Annotated in this window: 17 protein-coding genes; 3 read left to right on the top strand and 14 right to left on the bottom strand. The window is 61.5% G+C overall.

Annotated elements, in window-relative coordinates; all coding sequences use genetic code 11:
• Positions 1-5: 5 nt before the first annotated feature.
• The 7 genes from AC1D11_RS16230 to AC1D11_RS16260 form a co-directional block, all read right to left on the bottom strand.
• Complete coding sequence (locus AC1D11_RS16230) at positions 6-848, bottom strand: creatininase family protein (RefSeq protein WP_477646697.1); 843 nt, start codon at positions 846-848, stop codon at positions 6-8.
• Between the two features lie 159 nt (positions 849-1,007).
• The gene (locus AC1D11_RS16235; protein WP_477646698.1) at positions 1,008-2,876 is read right to left on the bottom strand and encodes a potassium transporter Kup; all 1,869 of its coding nucleotides are present in this window, start codon (positions 2,874-2,876) and stop codon (positions 1,008-1,010) included.
• A 421-nt stretch (positions 2,877-3,297) separates the two neighbouring features.
• Entirely contained in the window at positions 3,298-4,593 is a 1,296-nt protein-coding gene (gshA, locus tag AC1D11_RS16240; protein ID WP_477646699.1) for a glutamate--cysteine ligase, read from the bottom strand.
• Between the two features lie 293 nt (positions 4,594-4,886).
• Entirely contained in the window at positions 4,887-5,684 is a 798-nt protein-coding gene (locus tag AC1D11_RS16245; protein ID WP_477646701.1) for an FkbM family methyltransferase, read from the bottom strand.
• 32 nt (positions 5,685-5,716) lie between these two features.
• Positions 5,717-6,970 carry a glutamate-5-semialdehyde dehydrogenase gene (locus AC1D11_RS16250; RefSeq protein ID WP_477646757.1) on the bottom strand — a complete coding sequence of 418 codons (1,254 nt, stop codon included), beginning with the start codon at positions 6,968-6,970 and terminating at the stop codon, positions 5,717-5,719.
• A 112-nt stretch (positions 6,971-7,082) separates the two neighbouring features.
• Positions 7,083-8,171 (bottom strand): DNA polymerase III subunit delta, encoded by a 1,089-nt coding sequence (holA, locus tag AC1D11_RS16255; RefSeq protein ID WP_477646702.1) that lies wholly within the window; start codon positions 8,169-8,171, stop codon positions 7,083-7,085.
• Between the two features lie 280 nt (positions 8,172-8,451).
• On the bottom strand, positions 8,452-8,874 hold the full coding sequence (locus tag AC1D11_RS16260) for an Lrp/AsnC family transcriptional regulator (protein WP_477646703.1): 423 nt from the start codon (positions 8,872-8,874) through the stop codon (positions 8,452-8,454).
• A gap of 139 nt (positions 8,875-9,013) precedes the next feature.
• On the opposite strand from AC1D11_RS16260, the gene AC1D11_RS16265 reads away from it, so the two are divergent.
• A complete protein-coding gene (locus AC1D11_RS16265) occupies positions 9,014-10,102 on the top strand; it encodes an ornithine cyclodeaminase (RefSeq protein ID WP_477646704.1) in 1,089 nt (362 codons plus the stop codon).
• Positions 10,102-11,016 carry an arginase gene (gene rocF, locus AC1D11_RS16270; RefSeq protein WP_477646758.1) on the top strand — a complete coding sequence of 305 codons (915 nt, stop codon included), beginning with the start codon at positions 10,102-10,104 and terminating at the stop codon, positions 11,014-11,016. Before AC1D11_RS16265 ends, rocF begins: the two co-directional genes overlap by 1 nt.
• A 13-nt stretch (positions 11,017-11,029) precedes the next feature.
• On the opposite strand, the gene AC1D11_RS16275 is transcribed toward rocF, so the two are convergent.
• The 6 genes from AC1D11_RS16275 to AC1D11_RS16300 form a co-directional block, all read right to left on the bottom strand.
• On the bottom strand, positions 11,030-11,536 hold the full coding sequence (locus AC1D11_RS16275; protein ID WP_477646705.1) for an LPS-assembly lipoprotein LptE: 507 nt from the start codon (positions 11,534-11,536) through the stop codon (positions 11,030-11,032).
• A 38-nt stretch (positions 11,537-11,574) separates the two neighbouring features.
• Positions 11,575-14,217: a leucine--tRNA ligase gene (leuS, locus tag AC1D11_RS16280; RefSeq protein ID WP_477646706.1), complete on the bottom strand. Its 2,643-nt coding sequence runs from the start codon at positions 14,215-14,217 to the stop codon at positions 11,575-11,577.
• Between the two features lie 118 nt (positions 14,218-14,335).
• Complete coding sequence (locus AC1D11_RS16285) at positions 14,336-14,770, bottom strand: ExbD/TolR family protein (RefSeq protein WP_477646707.1); 435 nt, start codon at positions 14,768-14,770, stop codon at positions 14,336-14,338.
• Between the two features lie 4 nt (positions 14,771-14,774).
• Complete coding sequence (locus tag AC1D11_RS16290; protein WP_477646708.1) at positions 14,775-15,416, bottom strand: MotA/TolQ/ExbB proton channel family protein; 642 nt, start codon at positions 15,414-15,416, stop codon at positions 14,775-14,777.
• A gap of 40 nt (positions 15,417-15,456) precedes the next feature.
• On the bottom strand, positions 15,457-16,299 hold the full coding sequence (gene dapB / locus AC1D11_RS16295) for a 4-hydroxy-tetrahydrodipicolinate reductase (RefSeq protein WP_477646709.1): 843 nt from the start codon (positions 16,297-16,299) through the stop codon (positions 15,457-15,459).
• Complete coding sequence (locus tag AC1D11_RS16300; protein ID WP_477646710.1) at positions 16,296-16,868, bottom strand: outer membrane protein assembly factor BamE; 573 nt, start codon at positions 16,866-16,868, stop codon at positions 16,296-16,298. Before AC1D11_RS16300 ends, dapB begins: the two co-directional genes overlap by 4 nt.
• A 126-nt stretch (positions 16,869-16,994) precedes the next feature.
• On the opposite strand from AC1D11_RS16300, the gene fur reads away from it, so the two are divergent.
• Positions 16,995-17,447 (top strand): ferric iron uptake transcriptional regulator, encoded by a 453-nt coding sequence (gene fur, locus AC1D11_RS16305; protein ID WP_457281494.1) that lies wholly within the window; start codon positions 16,995-16,997, stop codon positions 17,445-17,447.
• Between the two features lie 203 nt (positions 17,448-17,650).
• Here the strand turns inward: fur and hprK are convergent, their stop codons facing one another.
• On the bottom strand, positions 17,651-18,601 hold the full coding sequence (hprK, locus tag AC1D11_RS16310; protein WP_457281495.1) for an HPr(Ser) kinase/phosphatase: 951 nt from the start codon (positions 18,599-18,601) through the stop codon (positions 17,651-17,653).
• Positions 18,602-18,631 lie beyond the last annotated feature (30 nt).

An 18,631-nucleotide genomic window follows, 5' to 3' on the forward strand; every position in this document is an offset into this window, starting at 1 on the left:
AAAGCCTAGAACGCGGTTTTATCGCTCAGCGTATCGGCCGGCAGCTGGTCGATCTCTACCAGCAGCCGCGCCAGGCTGCGGCCCGCGGCGCCGAGCAAGGCACGGCCTTTGTCGGCGGTGGCAACGGCTGCGTTACCCACCGCGCCTTGCGGGTTGTAATCCTGCATCTGCCAGGCCAGCTTGGCGCTGCGGCCGTCCCCCAGGATGCTGAACTTCGCCGCTCTGTCCTTCGAAGTGGAGTGAAAGTTCTGCGCCTTGGCCATGTCGACCTGATCCGGCTTGAGGGCCAGCATCATGGAAGTTTCGATCTCGCCGGCGTGGATGCCGAAGCGGTGCTCCTCAGCACTGAACAAATCATTCACCGGCTTGCCATCGTCACCCGTGAGCGGCAGGTTGAACCAGTTCACGCTGTAGACCAGCATGCCCAGCCGGGCCCGCAGGTCGCGCGCCACCACATCCAGCAGGCCAACCTGGCCGCCGTGCGAATTGAGCAGCACCAGTTTTTTGACGCCCGTCTGCGCGACCGACTCGGCCAGCTCGGTCCAGAGCCGGATCACCGTTTCGGCTTTCAGCGTGAGCGTTCCGGCGAAGCGGGTGTGCTCGGGACTAAAGCCCACCGATTGCGTGGGCAAAAACAGTACCGGCTGTGTTGGGGGTAAATGCGGCAAGGCGGCTGCAATCACGCCATCCACCAACGTCGCATCCACATTGAGCGGCAGGTGCGGGCCATGCTGCTCAATCGCCGCCATCGGCAGTACTGCGATGCAGCGGGCCAAATCCGAGCCGGCAAAGTCAGGACTCTTCAAGTCGGACCAGAAGCGTGTGGGTTTGGCAGCTTTGAGAGTCATGACAGTATTTTCTGCTATCCGGGCGCCGGATTGGCAACAGGCCAGGACAGGGACCCGGGTAAAGCTGCCCCAGCCACGGAAGAAGCGCGATCGCTATCAATTCAATAGCTGGTTGCGCCCGTCACTATTGGCCTCGAGGCAAAATTCTTGGGTAAATGTTCAGATTTCGATCTTGCTGCCCAGCTCCACCACGGAGTTGTTCGGCAGGTTCAGGAAGTCGGCGGCACCGCTGGCGTTGTGGTGCATCTGCGCAAACAGCTTCTCACGCCAGGGCGCCATGCCGCTGCCGATGGTCGGGATCACCGTGTCGCGCGAGAGGAAGTAGCTGGTCGTCATGGCTTCGAGCTCGCAGCCCCGGCCCTTGATCTGCTGCAGGGCCTTGGGCAGGTCCAGGTCGTTCTTGAAGCCGTAGTGCACATTGACCTGCCAGCAGTCGTGGCCCAATGATTCAATTTCAAGGCGCTTGTTCATACCGATCCAGGGGATTTCGTGGTTGCGCACCGTCACGAACAGATTCTGCTCATGCAGCACCTTGTTGTGTTTGAGGTTGTGCAGCAGCGCATTGGGCACGCTGCCGGGCTCGGCCGTCAGGAATACGGCTGTGCCTTCGACACGGGCCGGCGGGCTGACGAAGACGGCGTCCAGGAAGCTGGGTAAGTCGATCGCATCGGCTCGCAGCTTTTCATTGAGCAGGTGGCGGCCTTCCTTCCAGGTGATCATCAGCGTGAAGACCGCGCCGCCGATCAATAGCGGGAACCAGCCTCCGGCGAACAGCTTCATGAGGTTGGAGGCGAAGAACGCGAAGTCGACCAGGAAGAAGATGCCGGTGGCCGCAATGCACAAGCTCAGCGGGTACTTCCAGCCGTAGCGGATCACGTAGAAAGTCAGGATGGTGGTGATCAGCATGTCTGTGCACACCGCAATGCCATAAGCGGCCGCCAGGTTGCTGGAGGAGCGGAACATCACCACCGCAAGCACGATGGTGATAAAGAGGCCCCAGTTGACGAAAGGCATGTAGATCTGGCCGGTGTCGCGCACGCTGGTGTGCTGGATGTTGAGGCGCGGCAGATAGCCCATCTGGATGGCCTGCTTGGTCACGCTGAAGGCGCCGGTGATCAGCGCCTGCGAGGCAATGACGGTGGCCATGGTGGCCAGGCCCACCAGCGGCAGTAGCGCCCACTCGGGCGCCATCAGGAAAAACGGGTTCTTCACCGCGGCAGGGTTGCCGATAAGCAGCGCGCCCTGGCCGAAATAATTAAGCACCAGCGAAGGCATGACCACGGAAAACCACGCCAGGCGAATCGGTTTTTTACCGAAATGGCCGAGGTCGGCGTAAAGCGCCTCGGCGCCGGTCACGCACAGCACGACCGCGCCCAGAATGATGAAGGTGGTGCCGGGGTTGGCCCACATGAACATCACCGCGTAGTGCGGGCTGACCGCTACCAGGATTTCGGGATGGGTCACGATCTGCGAAATGCCCAACAGCGCCAGCACGCCAAACCAGATCAGCGTGATGGGGCCGAAAAATTTGCCGATGCCCGCCGTGCCGTGCTTTTGCACCGCAAAAAGGGCAAACAAAATGACCAGGGTGATCGGGATCACGCCCTGCTTGAAGGCTGGCGAGACGACCTCCAGGCCTTCAACGGCCGACAGCACCGAGATGGCCGGCGTGATGACGCCATCGCCATAGAACAGGGATGTGCCGAAAATGCCGACGATCAGCAAGGTCTTGCGCAGCTGGGGCTTGTCTTTCACCGCGGTGGAGGCCAGCGCCAGCATGGCGATCAGGCCGCCTTCGCCGTTGTTGTCGGCGCGCAGCACCAGCGCCACATACTTGATCGAGACAATGACAGTCAGCGTCCAGAAGAAGATGGACAGGATGCCGTAGACGTTGTCGGGGGTAAAGGGAACATGCCCGGAACCGAAAACTTCCTTGACGGCATACAGGACGCTGGTTCCGATGTCGCCGTAGACGACACCAATGGCGCCCAGGGTGAGCGCCGCGAGTGATGATTTTTTACTGGACACAAAAACTTCCCGTCTTTGCACTCGGCCCGTTCAAGCGGGTCCAAAGCGGCGGGAATGGTTACCTTTGGGAACGCTATTTTGCGCCCAGGTACCCGGCTTGCAAGTCGGCGGACATCCCTAAATCCAACTAATCCCGATTTTGTTGCACCGCAACAACTTGTAACAAAGCGGGCCCGCGAGCACCAGGGAAGCCAGCACAGACAGGCGAATTGTGGGCGCTATTTTTTTAATAGCTGGTTGCGCACGGCCCGTCTGGGCTAGAGGCCTAAAAGACTCCTAATTCGGGCCGTTTCGGGGGATACAAGCTCCCCGACTTTCCAAGCGGCCGCAGGCAGGCCGGCTTTGCCGGATGCCTTGCGGCGTCCCCTGCAAGGGGAAACGGCACTACACGAAGCGTAGCGAAGTGAGGACGATAGGGGTGTTAGTCATACACCTCGGCGTCGGGGTCGGTGGCTTCGAGCTCGTAACTGGCGGCCAACATGGCCAAACGGGCGATCACGCCATACATATAGAAGCGGTTGGGGCTGCTGGAGCCGGGCTTCTCGCCGGGCTGCGGCAGGCGGCCGCTGTCGGCAAAGGCCAGCGGCACAAAGCTGGCGCCGGGCGCATTGAGGTTTTCGTCCACGCCGCGCTCGGCATGCACGCGGTAAAAGCCGCCCACCACGTAGCGGTCCATCATGTAGACCACAGGCTCTGCCACCGCGTCATTGACACGTTCGTTGGTCAGCACGCCTTCCTGGATGATCACTTCGGACAGCGGCTGGCCGTCTTTCGTCGTGCTCATCTTGTTTTTTGTCTTGCGGTTCAGCGCGTCCAGGTCTTTCACGTCGCGCACCGTCATGATGCCCATGCCGTAGGTGCCGTTGTCCGCCTTGACGACGACAAAAGGCTTTTCGTTGATGCCGTATTCCTTGTATTTGCGCTTGATTTTGGTCAGCAGCGCATCGACGTTGGTGGTGAGGCACTCCATGCCGGTTTCTTCGGCAAAGTTGACTTCACCGCACTGGGCGTACATGGGATTGATGAGCCAGGGGTCTATGCCCAGCAGCTTGCCGAAACGCTTGGAAACTTCCTCGTAGGCCTTGAAGTGCCGCGACTTGCGGCGCACCGACCAGCCGGCGTGCAGCGGCGGCAACAGGTATTGCTCGTTCAGGTCTTCCAGGATGCCGGGGATGCCGGCCGACAAGTCATTGTTCAGCAAAATGGTGCAGGGGTCGAAATCTTTCAGCCCCAGGCGGCGGTCGGTCCGGATCAGCGGCTCGATCGTGATGGTCTCTCCGGTCGGCAGGTTCAGCGTGGTGGGCTCCTTGATGTCGGAGCTCAGCGAACCAAAGCGCACATTGAGACCAGCCTGGTGAAAGATGCGCTTGAGCTGCAGCACGTTGGACAGGTAAAAGCTGTTGCGCGTGTGGTTCTCGGGCACAACCAGCAGGTTACGCGCCTCGGGGCAGATTTTTTCGATCGCGGCCATGGCGGCCTGCACCGCCAGCGGCAGCATCTCGGGCGTCAGGTTGTTCCAGCCGCCGGGATAGAGGTTGGTGTCGACCGGAGCGAGCTTGAAGCCGGCGTTACGGATGTCGACCGAGCTGTAAAAAGGCGGCGTGTGCTCCATCCACTCCAGCCGGAACCAGCGCTCGATGGCAGGGGTGGAGTCCAGGACACGTTGTTCGAGTTCGTTGATGGGGCCGTTCAGGGCGGTGATGAGGTGCGGAACCATGCGGCCACTTTCTGCTGCGGGATGTTGTTGTCAATAGTCTGCCGGGGCTCAAAAGTCGTCGTCTGCAAATCAGCTGCAGCGGTATTTTTTTTGCCGCTTTCCAGACCCATATGCAGAGATGGGCCTGCAAAATCGTCAAAAACTATCCTCGCCAAGGGTCGATTTTCGCTTTTAAGACCTGAACCCGGCAGGCCCGTGTTCGGTTATATCTGACCGGATTCTAGGGATATTGGGACGGGCCGGCGGGTTACAAGGCGTGACAGGAACCTTCAAAACAGAAAAATCCGCGCAGGTCAGGACGTCGAATCCAGACGGGCCAAGGCGGGATCTGTCAAATGGAGCGCGATGATGTTGACGCCCATAGGACGGGTCGTGTAACCATAACGCTCCAGAAGTTGCGTCAAATCCGAGCGATTGGTCTTTATGACTTCGATCACCATCATGGGTTTGTGCTTTTGCAAGGCCTGCAGTGCCCCCATCAGCGCTTCAATCTCCATGCCCTCAATGTCAAGCTTGATGAAGTCAAGACGTGGCAAGTCAAGCCCGTCAATAGTCATCATCCGTACTTTTTTGCCAGCAGCTTCGGAATAATCAATGTCCTGGCCGATGAACTCGTTCTGGCTCTTCTTGCGAAGTTCAAGTGACCCAAAGCTGGAAGGCTGGCCGTAATCCAGCATGGGCACAGTGATGCTGCCTTCCTGCGCCCCCAAAGCCGCGTAATGGGCGGTGGCGTTAAAGCAGTTGTTCAGGGCGATATTTCCGGCGAGCGCATAAAACACCCGCTCCTGTGCTTCGAATGCAACTACTTTGCCCCATCCCTGCATGTGTCGCGCCCATTCGAGGGTGTGCACGCCAATATTGGCCCCCCCATCGATCGCTACGAGACCATCCCCGAAGAAATCGTGTCGCATGTCCAGCAACTGAAGCACGTCATCAACTTCTGCAGGATCAAAGGACGCATATTCAAGCACCTGGTGGCCGACACCGTACCGGCCTTCAGGGGTGTCTTGGTAATCATTGCGATTGACGATCATCATCCCGTGATGAGACGCTGCCAGTACAAACGGCAATGGGCGGCGCGTAAATATCATGAATACGGATTCCTATCTGTCAGGTTAACGAATCAGGCCCTGACTTCGCCCTGCCCCAGTACCACGTACTTAAGGGAGGTGAGCCCCTCGATCCCGACCGGCCCGCGCGCATGGAACTTGTCGGTGCTGATGCCGATTTCGGCGCCCAGCCCAAACTCGAAACCATCGGCGAAGCGTGTGCTCGCATTCACGATGACGCTCGCTGAATCAACTTCGCGCAAAAACCGCTGGGCGTTGATGTGGTCACGCGTGAGGATGGCGTCGGTATGGTGGCTGGAGTACTGGTTGATGTGGGCGATCGCTTCGTCAACGCCCGCCACCACCTTGATGCTGATGATGGGTGCGAGGTATTCCTCGTACCAGTCCTGCTCGGTGGCCGCCTTGAGATTGGCGCCTTTGACGCCAGCCAGAATGGCCTGCGATTCGGCGTCGCAACGCATTTCAACGCCTTTGGCGGCGTAGATAGCGCCGATTTTCGGCAGGAACTGCGCCGCCACGCCGCGGGCGACCAGCAAACCTTCGCTGGCATTACAGGGGCTGTATTTCTGGGTTTTGGCGTTGTCGGCCACTTCTACGGCCATGTCGATGTCGCAAGGGTCGTCGACATACACATGGCAGTTGCCGTCCAGGTGCTTGATGACCGGCACCTTGGCATCGCGGCTGATGCGTTCGATCAAACCTTTGCCGCCGCGCGGGATGATCACGTCCACGTACTGCGGCATGGCGATCAAATGGCCCACGGCTTCGCGGTCGGTGGTGGGCACCAGCTGCACCGCATCAGCGGGCAGGCCGGCATCAGCCAACGCCTGCTGCACCAGCGTAGCCAGCGCCTTGTTCGATTCAATCGCTTCCGAGCCGCCGCGCAGGATGCAGGCGTTACCGCTTTTGATGGCCAGCGACGCGGCTTCAATCGTCACATTCGGCCGGCTCTCGTAAATCATGCCGAACACGCCGATCGGCACGCGCATCTGCCCCACACGGATGCCGCTGGGCTGCTCCTTCATGCCGATGATGTCGCCAATCACGTCGGGCATGACGGCCAGCTGTTCGCAGCCAATCGCCACTGTTTCGATGATTTTGGGTGTGAGCTTGAGCCGGTCCAGCATGGGCCCGGCCAGGCCGGAAGCCGTGGCGCGCTCGATATCACGCTGGTTGGCGGTGTCCAGCGCCGCCACGTTCTGGCGCAGCAAGGCGGCCAGATTCAGAAGCGCTCTGTTTTTGATAGCTGCTTGCGCCCGTGCTACCTGGGCTGAAGCTACTTTTGCCTTGGACCCGAGCGCTTGCATCAACCCCGGAACATCGCTGGCAATGTCGCTGGAGGAAGAAAGGGCTTTGTGGGAGTCAGGCGCGTTCATCGCACCATTTTAGGCTTCTGCAGGCGCCCCCGGTGCGCTGGGGCTAAGCCTGCCTCGTACGCGAAGGCGCGGCGCATTGCTCACACACCATGCCCGCCAGCCGGTGCAGCGCCTGCCAGCCGTCGGCCGGCCAGTCGGGTTGTTTCAGGCCTTTGACGATGCCGTCGACTTTGTGGGCGGCGTGCAGCAGGTTGGCAAGCGTGGTGTCGCCGATTTGCGGCAGCACGCGTTCGAACAACTTTTCCTTGATGCCCCAGACGCGGTTTTCGCGCAATGCCATCGGCATGGGCCGTCCGGCACTGATCGCATCTTTCACCCGCTTCATGCTGCGGATGTCTTCGGCCAGAGCCCAGTGCACCAGCACTTCGGACTCGCCTTCGGACTGCAGGCCGTCGAGCATGCGCGCCACGCGCACCGACTGACCGCCCAGCACGGCTTCGGAGAGCTTAAAGACGTCGTAGCGCGCCACATTGAGTACCGCGTTCTCGACCTGGTCGAAAGTAAGGACGCCATCACTGCTGCCGGACTGTCCGGGGTACAGCAAGCCCAGCTTCTGGATTTCCTGGTGCGCGGCCAAAAGATTGCCTTCCACCCGGTCGGCAAAAAACTGCAGCGTGCGCTGCCCTTCTTCACCGGCGGCCACGCGCTGGCCCTGCTGCTGCAGGCGCTGGGCAATCCACTGCGGCAGGCTGCGGCGGTCAATCGGGTCGAATTTGACGGTAACGCCGAAGCTCTCCAGCGCGCCGAACCAGGCGCCCTTGGCCGTCATGCTGTCCAGCCGCGGCAACATGACCAGCGTGAGCGTGGAGTCGTCGCCCTGCGCGCGCTCGGCGATCTGCTGCAGCGCGACAGAGCCGTCTTTGCCGGGCTTGCCGCTGGGGATGCGGATTTCGACGATCTGCTTGTCGGCGAAAAGGCTGAGCGAGCCGCCGCTTGCCAGCACTTCGCTCCAGTCGAAATGCGCGCCGGCCACGGTGTGCACCGTGCGTTCGGTGTAGCCCTGCTCGCGCGCCGCGGCGCGCAGTGCGTCGGCGAATTCCTGCACCAGCAGGGGCTCGTCGCCATGCAGGGTGTACAGGCTTTTCAAGCCGCGCTTGAGGTGTTCCTGGAGTTGGGCGGGGGCCAGATTCATGAGGGGAGTATACGAACCTGTTTACGGGCTAAACGGGGCCGCGTTGGGGTGCAATCGGGATGAGTGGGCCGACTGGGCACGCCGCATGGGCTAATGCCCATGCAAGTGACCGGGTGGCTCAATCGCCCGATTTCACCCCAACCCGGAGGGCAAGTGCCTTCTCGGGCGGTCTGCGGCGTTGCGGCGCTAGCCCATAGGTGAACTATGGGCGGCGCACCGCGCCTTGCATCCCATCCCGAGAAGGCGCTTGCGCGGCCCCGTTTAGCCCGTAAACAGGTTCTCATAGCTTGGTGGTGGAGAGCAGCAAACTGGTCTCGGTATTGGCAATGCCTTCGAGCAGGCGGATGCGGCTCAGTACGCGGTCAAAGGCTTCGAGGCTGTCGGCCTGCAACTCGGCGACCATGTCCCAGCGGCCGTTGGTGGTGTGCAGCGCGCTCACGGCCGGGTCGCCGCGCAGGGCGGCCAGCACTGCGTCGGTGCGATTGCCTTCGACCGCCACTGTCATGAAGGCGCGGATGCGGTGGCCCTCGGCCTGGGGTTTGAGACGCACGGTGTAACCGGTGATGGTGCCGTCGGCTTCCAGCCTGGCCAGGCGATTTTGCACCGTGCCGCGTGAGACGCGCAAAACCTTGGCGATAGAGGCGACGGAGGCCCGTGCGTCGTCCCGCAGCAGGGAGAGCAGTTGGCGGTCGGTGTCGTCCATTCGGCAATTTTATTGCCAAAACGCCAATTGAAGCTGGCTATTTGCTCAAACAATGCATGAATATGATCAACTTACTGACTTTTCTTTAGCGCAGCGGCTACGGACAATGGAATTCAACATAAAGACCGGGAGCCCCATCATGGTTGACTACATTGGCATCGAAAGCATTCAGAAAATCGTCCGCCAACGCGGCGCAGCCGCCTTTATCGAAGGCCTGGCCGGCGAAATAGAGCACGACTACCGGCGCTGGAACGACTTTGACAAGTCGGCGCGCCACGCCATCCACTCGCCCGATGGCGTGATCGAGCTCATGCCCACCAGCGACGGCCACCAGTACTCCTTCAAGTACGTCAACGGCCACCCCAAAAACACCGAGCTGGGTTTGCTGACTGTGACCGCCTTCGGCGTGCTGGCTGATGTGGACACTGGCTACCCCTTGCTGCTGTCAGAGCTCACCATCACCACCGCACTGCGCACGGCAGCCATGTCGGCACTGGCCGCCAAGTGGATGGCCCGGCCCGGGAGCCGCGTGATGGCGATCATCGGCAACGGCGCGCAAAGCGAATTCCAGGCCATCGCCTTTCACCACATGCTGGGCATACGCGATATGCGCCTGTTTGACATCGACGCGGCGGCCAGCGATAAACTGGCCCGTAACCTGCATGCGATGGAGCTGCAGGGCCTCAGCGTGACGATTTGCCAGTCTGCAGCAGAAGCCGTGCAAGGAGCCGACATTGTGACCACCATTACCGCCGACAAACGCAACGCCGTCATCCTGACGCCGGAGATGATCAAACCCGGCATGCACCTGAACGCCGTCGGCGGCGACTGCCCCGGCAAGACCGAACTGCACGCCGACATCCTGCTGCGCAAGGACGCCCGGGTGGTGGTTGAGTTTGAACCGCAGTCGCGCATCGAAGGTGAAATCCAGCAAATACCCGAGGACTTCGAGGTGGCCGAATTTGCCGACGTACTTAAGGGCGTCGCATTGGGGCGCGCGTCGCCCGCAGAAGTCACGATTTTTGATTCGGTCGGTTTCGCGCTGGAAGACTATTCGGCCCTGCGCTACCTGCACAAGCTGCAGTTGGCGGACGCCGCCAGCCGCCGCCAGATCGACCTGGTGCCGCACCTGGACAACCCCAAAGACCTGTTCGGCCTGCTGGCACGCGCCGCAGCCCCGGCCGCCAGAGCGCCACGTATTTCCCCCATTCCTGAAATGGCACGTTGATGATCACTTCCGTCGACCTGATTGGCGCCCCTACCGACATCGGCGCGGGCAGCCGTGGCGCCTCCATGGGCCCCGAGGCCTTGCGCGTGGCCGGCATCCGCGAGGCGCTACATGGCAGGGGGCTGGAAGTGCTTGATACCGGCAACCTCGCCGGCCCCACCAACCCCTGGCTGCCGCCCGATGAAGGCTACCGGCACCTGGACGAAGTGGTTGCCTGGAACAAGGCGGTACATGAGGCGATGTACCAGAGCCTGGCGGCCGGCCACCTTCCCATCCTGCTGGGGGGCGACCATTGCCTGGGGATAGGCTCGATCAGTGCAGTGGCGCGCCACTGCCGTGCCGCAGGCAAGACGCTGCGTGTGCTCTGGCTGGACGCCCACACCGACTTCAACACCAACGCCCTCACGCCTACCGGCAATGTGCACGGCATGCCCGTGGCCGTGCTGTGCGGCCACGGTCCGGCCGAGCTCACCGGCATAGGCGGCAAGGTGCCAGCCATGAGCCCCACGGCGATACGCCAAATCGGCATCCGCAGCGTGGACGAAGGAGAAAAGCGTTTTGTGCGGCAAGAGGGCCTGGAGGTGTTCGACATGCGCTACATCGACGAGATGGGCATGCGCCATACCATGGAAAAAGCGCTCTCGGGCATGGACGCCAATACCCACCTGCATGTGAGCTTTGACGTGGACTTCCTCGACCCGTCGATCGCACCAGGTGTGGACACCGCCATCAAAGGCGGCCCCACCTACCGGGAGGCGCAACTCTGCATGGAAATGATTGCCGACACAGGCCTGCTCGGCTCACTCGACGTAATGGAGCTCAACCCGGCGCTGGACGTGCGCAACGGCACTGCCGAGGTGGCCGTGGATCTCATCGAGAGTCTATTTGGCAAGAGCACGCTGATGCGGGCTTGACAGGATAGAGGTTTCAGAGTTCCGTCACCGCCGCCAGGCGGCGCATGATCTGCTGGACGACATCGCTTTGCATATCGCGGTACAGCAGGGCTTCTTCGGCTTCCTTTGCCAGTACCGCGGACTCGTTGAAGCTGATATCGCGCTGTTGCAGGATTTCAGTCTCGGGGATGAGCTCCTTGCCCGCCAGCGTACGCAGCTTGAAGCGAAAGCGCAGGCGCAGCTGAAACTCGCGCACCTGGCCTGAAGCATTGCGGCTCAGGATAACCTTTTCGCGCTGGTCGCCCAACGCGTCGAGAATGACTTGCGCCTCATTGATCCTGCGGGCCTCGGTGATCACCTCCACTTTGCGCGTCGCCTGCAGTGAGCGCCTGAGCTCCACCCCTAGCGGCGAAGTCTCGGCCAAGCCCGAATAAAGCGTAGTGAACGCAAAGGTGGGCGCCTTGCGCAGTGCGAAGCCGCATCCGCTCAGGCTCAGGGCGGCAACAGAAGCCGACAGGAAGAAGAATGTGCGACGCTGCATGGACTGCCTTCTTTGTGATTAATGCGGTCTCAAATGACTTAGATAACGATGTTGACCAGCCGGCCTGGCACCACGATCACCTTCTTGGCGGACGCACCCGCAGCCTGTTTGATAAAGGCCTCCGACGCCAGCGCAGCGGCCTCGATGGTGGCCTTGTCGGCGCCGGCGGGAACGGTGACGGAGCCGCGCAGCTTGCCGTTGACCTGCAGCACCAGCTCGATCTCGTCCTGCTGAAGAGCGCTATCGTCCACTTCGGGCCAGGGCGCGTCGAGCAGCTCGCCTTGCTGCGCCGCGTAGCCGAGCTGCGACCAGAGCGCATGCGCCAGATGCGGCGTGGCCGGGTAGAGGCAACGCAACAGGATGCTGAAACCTTCGCGCAAGGCCGCGTCCGAACCGGCAGAGGCCGCGCCCTTGAAGTCTTCCATGGCGTTCAGCAATTTCATGTTGCCCGACACCACCGTGTTGTATTGCATGCGCTGGTAGTCGTAGTCAATCTGTTTGAGCACCGTGTGAATTTCCAGGCGCAGCGCCTTGGCTTCCTTGTCAAAAGAGGCTGCAGCGCCCGATGAGCGTGCGCCACCAGCTCCTGAATTCATAGCATGAAGCTTGACGCCGAAATTCCACACACGGCGCAGGAAGCGGTAGGAGCCTTCGAGCGCGGCATCGTTCCACTCCAGCGTGGTGTCGGGCGGCGCGGTGAACATGGTGTAGAGCCGCGCGGTATCGGCACCGTACTTTTCGATCAGATCCTGCGGGTCGACGCCGTTGTTCTTGGACTTGGACATCGTGGTCCAGCCCTCGTAAGGCACCGGCAGGCCGTCGGCCTTGGAAGTGGCGGAAATCACCTTGGCGTGCTCGTCGCGCACGATATCGAGCTCGTGCGCCCAGAAATACTGCTTGCCGGTGGTCACGCGCGAGAAAGCCTCGTTAAGCACCATGCCCTGCGTGAGCAGCTTGGTGAAGGGCTCGTCGACCTTCACCAGGCCCAGGTCACGCATCACCTTGGTCCAGAAGCGGGCGTAAAGCAAATGCAGGATGGCATGCTCGATGCCGCCGATGTACTGGTCCATCGGCATCCAGTAATTGGCGCCTTCGGCCACCATCTTCTCGTCGTTCTTCGGGTCGCAGTAGCGCATGAAGTACCAGGACGAGTCGACAAAGGTGTCCATGGTGTCGGTCTCGCGGCGGCCGGGCTTGCCGCACACCGGGCAGACCACACCGGCGTGAAAACCCGCGTGCTTGTGCAGCGGGTTGCCCGAGCCGTCGGGCACGCAGTCTTGGGGCAGCACCACAGGCAGGTCTTTTTCGGGCACCGGCACAGCGCCGTGCTCTTCGCAGTGAATGATGGGAATGGGCGTGCCCCAGTAGCGCTGGCGGCTCACGCCCCAGTCGCGCAAGCGCCATGTGGTTTTTTTCTCGCCCAGGCCTTTGGCGGCGAGATCGGCGGCCACGGCGTCTACCGCGGCCTTGAAGCCCAGGCCGTCGTACTTGCCGGAATTGATGGTCACGCCCTGCTGCTTGTCGCCGTACCAGTCGGCCCAGGCGTCCAGGCTGTAGGGCTGGCCCTTGACGTCGACCACCTGCCTGATCGGCAGCTTGTATTTTTTTGCGAACTCGAAGTCACGCTCGTCATGCGCCGGCACGCCCATCACGGCGCCGTCGCCGTAGCTCATGAGCACGTAGTTGCCGACCCACACTTCGACCTTGTCGCCGGTGAGCGGATGTGTGACGAAGAGGCCCGTGGGCACGCCTTTTTTCTCTTGCGTGGCAAGCTCGGCTTCGGTCGTGCCGCCGGCCTTGCATTCTTCGATGAAGGCGGCGATTTTGGCGTTGGCAGCGGCGGCATGCAGCGCCAGTGGGTGTTCGGGCGCCACGGCGCAGAAAGTCACACCCATGATGGTGTCGGCGCGCGTGGTGAAAACGTACATCTTTCCGTCGCCGATCAGCTTGCCGGAGGCATCCTGGATGTCGTGCGTGAAGGCAAAGCGCACGCCTTCACTCTTGCCGATCCAGTTCTCCTGCATCAGCTTGACGCGCTCGGGCCAGCCGGGCAGTTTGTGGCTGACGCTGTCGAGCAGCTCGTCGGCGTACTGGGTGATCTTGAGGTAGTAGCCGGGGATCTCGCGCTTTTCCACCACGGCGCCGGTGCGCCAGCCCTTGCCGTCGATCACCTGTTCATTGGCAAGCACGGTCTGGTCGACCGGGTCCCAGTTCACGACCTGGGTCTTGCGGTAGGCAATGCCTTTTTCGAGCATCTTCAAAAAGAGCCACTGGTTCCACTTGTAGTAGCTCGCATCGCAGGTGGCCACTTCGCGGCTCCAGTCGATGGCCAGCCCCATCGCCTGCATCTGCTTTTTCATGTACGCGATGTTGTCGTAGGTCCACTTCGCCGGCGGCACGCCGTTTTTCATGGCGGCATTTTCAGCCGGCAAGCCGAAGGCGTCCCAGCCCATGGGCATCAACACGTTGTAGCCCTTCATGCGCAGGTGGCGCGTGAGCATGTCGTTGATGGTGTAGTTGCGCACGTGACCCATGTGCAGCTTGCCGCTGGGGTAGGGCAGCATGGAGCAGGCGTAGTACTTCTTGCGGCTGGCGTCTTCCGTCACGCGGTAAGCGTCGGCTGCGGTCCAGTGGGCTTGAGCATCGCGCTCAACGTCGAGGTGGTTGTATTTGTCTTGCATGGAGAACCGGGAAGGCGAAAAAACGGAAAGCGAAAGCAGTAAAGGGGCTGGCAACGCGGGCCGCGCAGCGTTGTCGCCGCGAATCCCCGATTTTAGGGGCTGGGCCGCGGCGGGCGGTTTACTTACCGGCGGCGGCCGGCGGCCCGGCGTCGGCCACGAAGCCGATGCGGTTGAGCCCGGCCTTTTGCGCCACGCCCATCACCTGCACCACCTTGCCGTAGGGAACGCCCTCATCGGCCCGCAACTGGACCTCGGTATCGGGGTTTTGGCGGGCAGTCTCGACCAGTCGCACGGCCAACTCGTCCAGGGTGAGGGGTTTGTCGTTCAGAAAGGCCTGTCCGGACTTGTCGACCACCAGCGTGACGAATTTCGGCGCATCTGCCGGCTTGGCCGCTTCGGTCTTAGGCAGGTCGAGCCGGATGGTGCTGGCCAGCAGCGGGGCAGTGATGATGAAAATCACCACCAGCACCAGCATCACATCCACCAGCGGCGTCACGTTGATGTCACTCATGGGCTGCGGGCCCTGGGTGCGTTCGAGGCGGCCGAAAGCCATTTTGCTAGCCTTTGTGCGCTAACAATTCGCGCAGATCACGGGCAAAGCCTTCGAGGTCGGCCTCGATACGGCCGACGCGACGGCCGAAAATGTTGTACGCCAGCACGGCTGGAATCGCTACCGCCAGGCCTGCCGCCGTCATGATGAGCGCTTCGCCGACGGGGCCGGAGACCTTGTCGATGGTGATCTGGCCGGCTGAAGCGATGCCGACAAGTGCGTGGTAAATGCCCCAGACCGTACCCAGTAGCCCCACAAAGGGTGCGGTAGAACCGACGGTAGCCAGCAGCACCTGGCCGAACTGCAGCTTGTCCAGGATGTCATGAAGGGCGTCGCGCAACACGCGGGTAAGTTGCTGGGACTTGTCGCCCGCCGACGCCAGCGTACCGCCGGCCTGGATGTCCGTGGCAGCAATGAGAGGCAACACCAGCGCCTCGCGGTCGAAGGCGGCCACTTTCTCCCGGGCTTGTTCCACAGAGGTCGACTGCCAGAAAGCAGCGGTGCTGCGTGCCACGTCTTTGGCGGCACGCTGAAGCAGCCAGGCCTTCCACAGGATCACGACCCAACTCGCGACTGACATGGCCAGCAGCAAGGCCGCCACCAGCTGGCTGACGATGCCGCCCTGGGTCATCAGGCTGAAGAAGTCCATCAGGTTAAAACCTCCGAAGCTGCCGTGGCCGGCACCCCATTCATTTTTTCAGGCCCAGCACGTCAAACATGTCAAAGAGGCCGGTGGCGTGCGAATCGAGGAAGCGCGCGGCACGCAGGCTGCCCTGGGCATAGTTGGCCCTGCTGGATGACTTGTGGGAAATTTCGATGCGCTCGCCGGTGCCCAAAAACATCACGGTGTGGTCACCCACCACGTCGCCGCCGCGCACGGCCGCAAAACCGATGGTCGACGGATCGCGTTCGCCCGTCACGCCTTCGCGGGCATAGACGGCGCAATCCTTGAGGTCGCGGCCCAGCGCACCGGCAATCACTTCACCCATCTTGAGTGCGGTGCCGGACGGGGCATCCACCTTGTGGCGGTGATGCGCCTCGACGATTTCGATGTCATAGCCGGTAGACAGGGCCTGAGCCGCCATCTCGAGCAGCTTGAGCGTGACGTTGACGCCTACGCTCATGTTCGGAGCCATGACGATGGCGATGTCTTTGGCCGCAGCGGCTATCTCGGCTTTCTGCGCGTCGGAAAATCCGGTGGTGCCAATCACCAGTTTGACGCCCAGCTCACGGCAAGCCGCCAGATGGGCCAGCGTGCCTTCGGGACGCGTGAAATCAATCAGCACGCCGGAATCTTTCAGGCCTTGCCGAAGATCGGCATTGATCAAGACGCCGCTCATGCGTCCCGAAAACGCGGAGGCATCGCTGCCGATGGCGGGGCTCGATACCACATCGAGCGCACCAGTCAACTGGCAGTCGGCGCTGGCGCCGACGGCCTCAATCAGCATCTGGCCCATGCGGCCGCTGGCGCCCGCCACCGCGACCCGGTGCCGTCTGGCCTGGGTCGCCTGGATTGAGCCGGCCCCGCTCACTGTTTCGGGCTTTCGAGCGGCGGATAGGAAGCAGACGGAGAGCCCGCCGGCGCATTGGCGGGCACCGAAGTGGCTGCCGGATTGGCTTTGACCTTTGTGGAAGCCTTGGTGAGCTGCTCTTCGGTGGCTTCCAGCACAGGCACATCGCCCAGTTTGCGTCGGTTGCCCAGTTTGGCAATGAATTCAGTTTCGCTCGGCATGGCATCGCCTTCAAAGCGCTCCAGCTGGTCACCCTTGAAAAACACGGTGTATTTGTACGACTGGGGTTCCACGCCCTGGCGCTTCAGCGTAAAAACGTAGTCCCAGCGGTCGCCATGAAACAGGCTGGCCATCAGGGGCGTTCCCATGATGGCCTTGACCTGTTCACGCGTCATGCCTGGGCGAAGCAGCTCAACCTGCTCTCTGGAGACAAAATTGCCCTGAATGACATCCACTTTGTAGGGCGTGACCCAGTTGACCGGGTTGATCGAACTGCTGCTCATATTGCTCAGGCTGCTGCAGGACGCCAGCACCGTGCAGGCCAGGAGCAGGAAAGCGGTTTTGGCGCTGTAACGATGATTTGCAGGCATGGCTGACATAGTGAGGGGGTGTAGCGATATGATCGTTCATTGTAGCGGCTGGGGGCCCCCGGCCGGCACCTGCCCAGAAGGGTCGCACCACCGCTTTACACAGCGGTTTCACCCAGAGAGTTTCCCATGAGCAACATCGACGAACTGAAAAACACCGGCCTCAAGGCAACCCTGCCGCGCCTGAAAATCCTGGAGATCTTCCAGGCGGGCAAACAGCGCCACATGACAGCCGAAGATGTGTTCCGGGTTCTGCTGGAGGACCGCTCGGACATCGGCCTGGCCACGGTCTACCGGGTGCTGACCCAGTTCGAGCAGGCGGGGCTGCTGAACCGCAGCAATTTCGAATCAGGCAAAGCGGTCTATGAGATCAACGAAGGCCAGCACCATGACCACCTGGTCTGCCTCGATTGCGGCAAGGTCGAGGAGTTTTACGACGCCGAGATTGAAAAACGCCAGAATGCCGTCGCCAAAGCCAAGGGCTTTACCATTGCCGACCATTCGCTGTCGATCTACGCCAACTGCACCAAGGACAAGTGCCCCAACCGCAATGGCGCGCCGGTACGGCACCATCACGCCTGAGTTTTGAGAAAAAAGGCCTCTAGCCCTTTATTGGCATGCGCAAGCGGCTATCAATTTGATAGCGAACGAGTTGTGGCGACGAAGGCGTGAAGAAACCGTAGCGAGCGGCCCGAGGTCGCGCTGAGGACCGGAGCCGTACTCCAGTACGGTGAGGACCGCAAGTGCGAGATCGGGACGCGCAGTAGGTTTATTCGCGCCTTCGGCTAGTCATCCTGTTCCATGGCGCGGCGGTGCCGCTCCACGAAATCCTGGTAGGTATTGATGCCGCGCAGCTGCAAAATTGCATTGCGCACGGCGGCCTCGACCAGCACGGCGATATTGCGGCCGGCCTCCACCTGGATGATGACCTTGCGCACCGGGATGCCCAGCACATCCTGCGTCAGCGGCTCATACGGGATGCGTTCGTAATCGCGCTCCAGCGTTTCGCGGCGCACCAGGTGCACGATCATTTTCAGGCGCATCTTGCGGCGCACCGCCGTCTCGCCAAAAATGGCCTTGATGTCGAGCAGGCCGATGCCGCGTACTTCCAGCAGGTTCTGCAGCAGTTCCGGGCAGCGCCCTTCAATCGTAGTCTGGTTGATCCGGTACAGGTCTACCGCATCGTCGGCCACCAGGCCGTGTCCGCGCGAAATCAGTTCCAGCCCCAGTTCGCTTTTACCCAGTCCGGATTCACCGGTGATCATGACCCCCAGGCCCAGGATGTCCATGAACACGCCATGCATGGAAGTACGGTCGGCAAAATGCTTGGACAGATAGGCCCTGAGCACATCAATCACGAAAGCCGCCGATTCGGGCGTGGCGAACATCGGCAACTGGGCGCGTTCGCACATCGACAGCAGCGTGTCCGGCGCGGTCTGGCCGTCGGCAACGATCAGCACCGGCGGCTCCAGCGTAATGATGCGGGAAATGCGCCGGGCGCAGTCTTCGGGGCTGGCATTCGTGAGGTAAGCAACCTCGCGTTCGCCCAGGATCTGTACGCGGTAGGGGTGAATGTAGTTGAGGTACCCGACCAGGTCAGCGCCGGAGCGTGCAGCCCGCACTGCGACTTCGTCAAAACGCCGCTCGGAGGCCCCGAGGCCGGCGACCCATTCCCATTTCAGGGCGGCGCGGTGGTCTTCAAATAAAACGTCAGCGCTGACAACGGTGGGCTTCATGCGGCCTTGTATTTTTCCTGTTCAAGACCC

The sequence above is a fragment of the Polaromonas sp. P1_E11 genome (genome assembly GCF_056405995.1).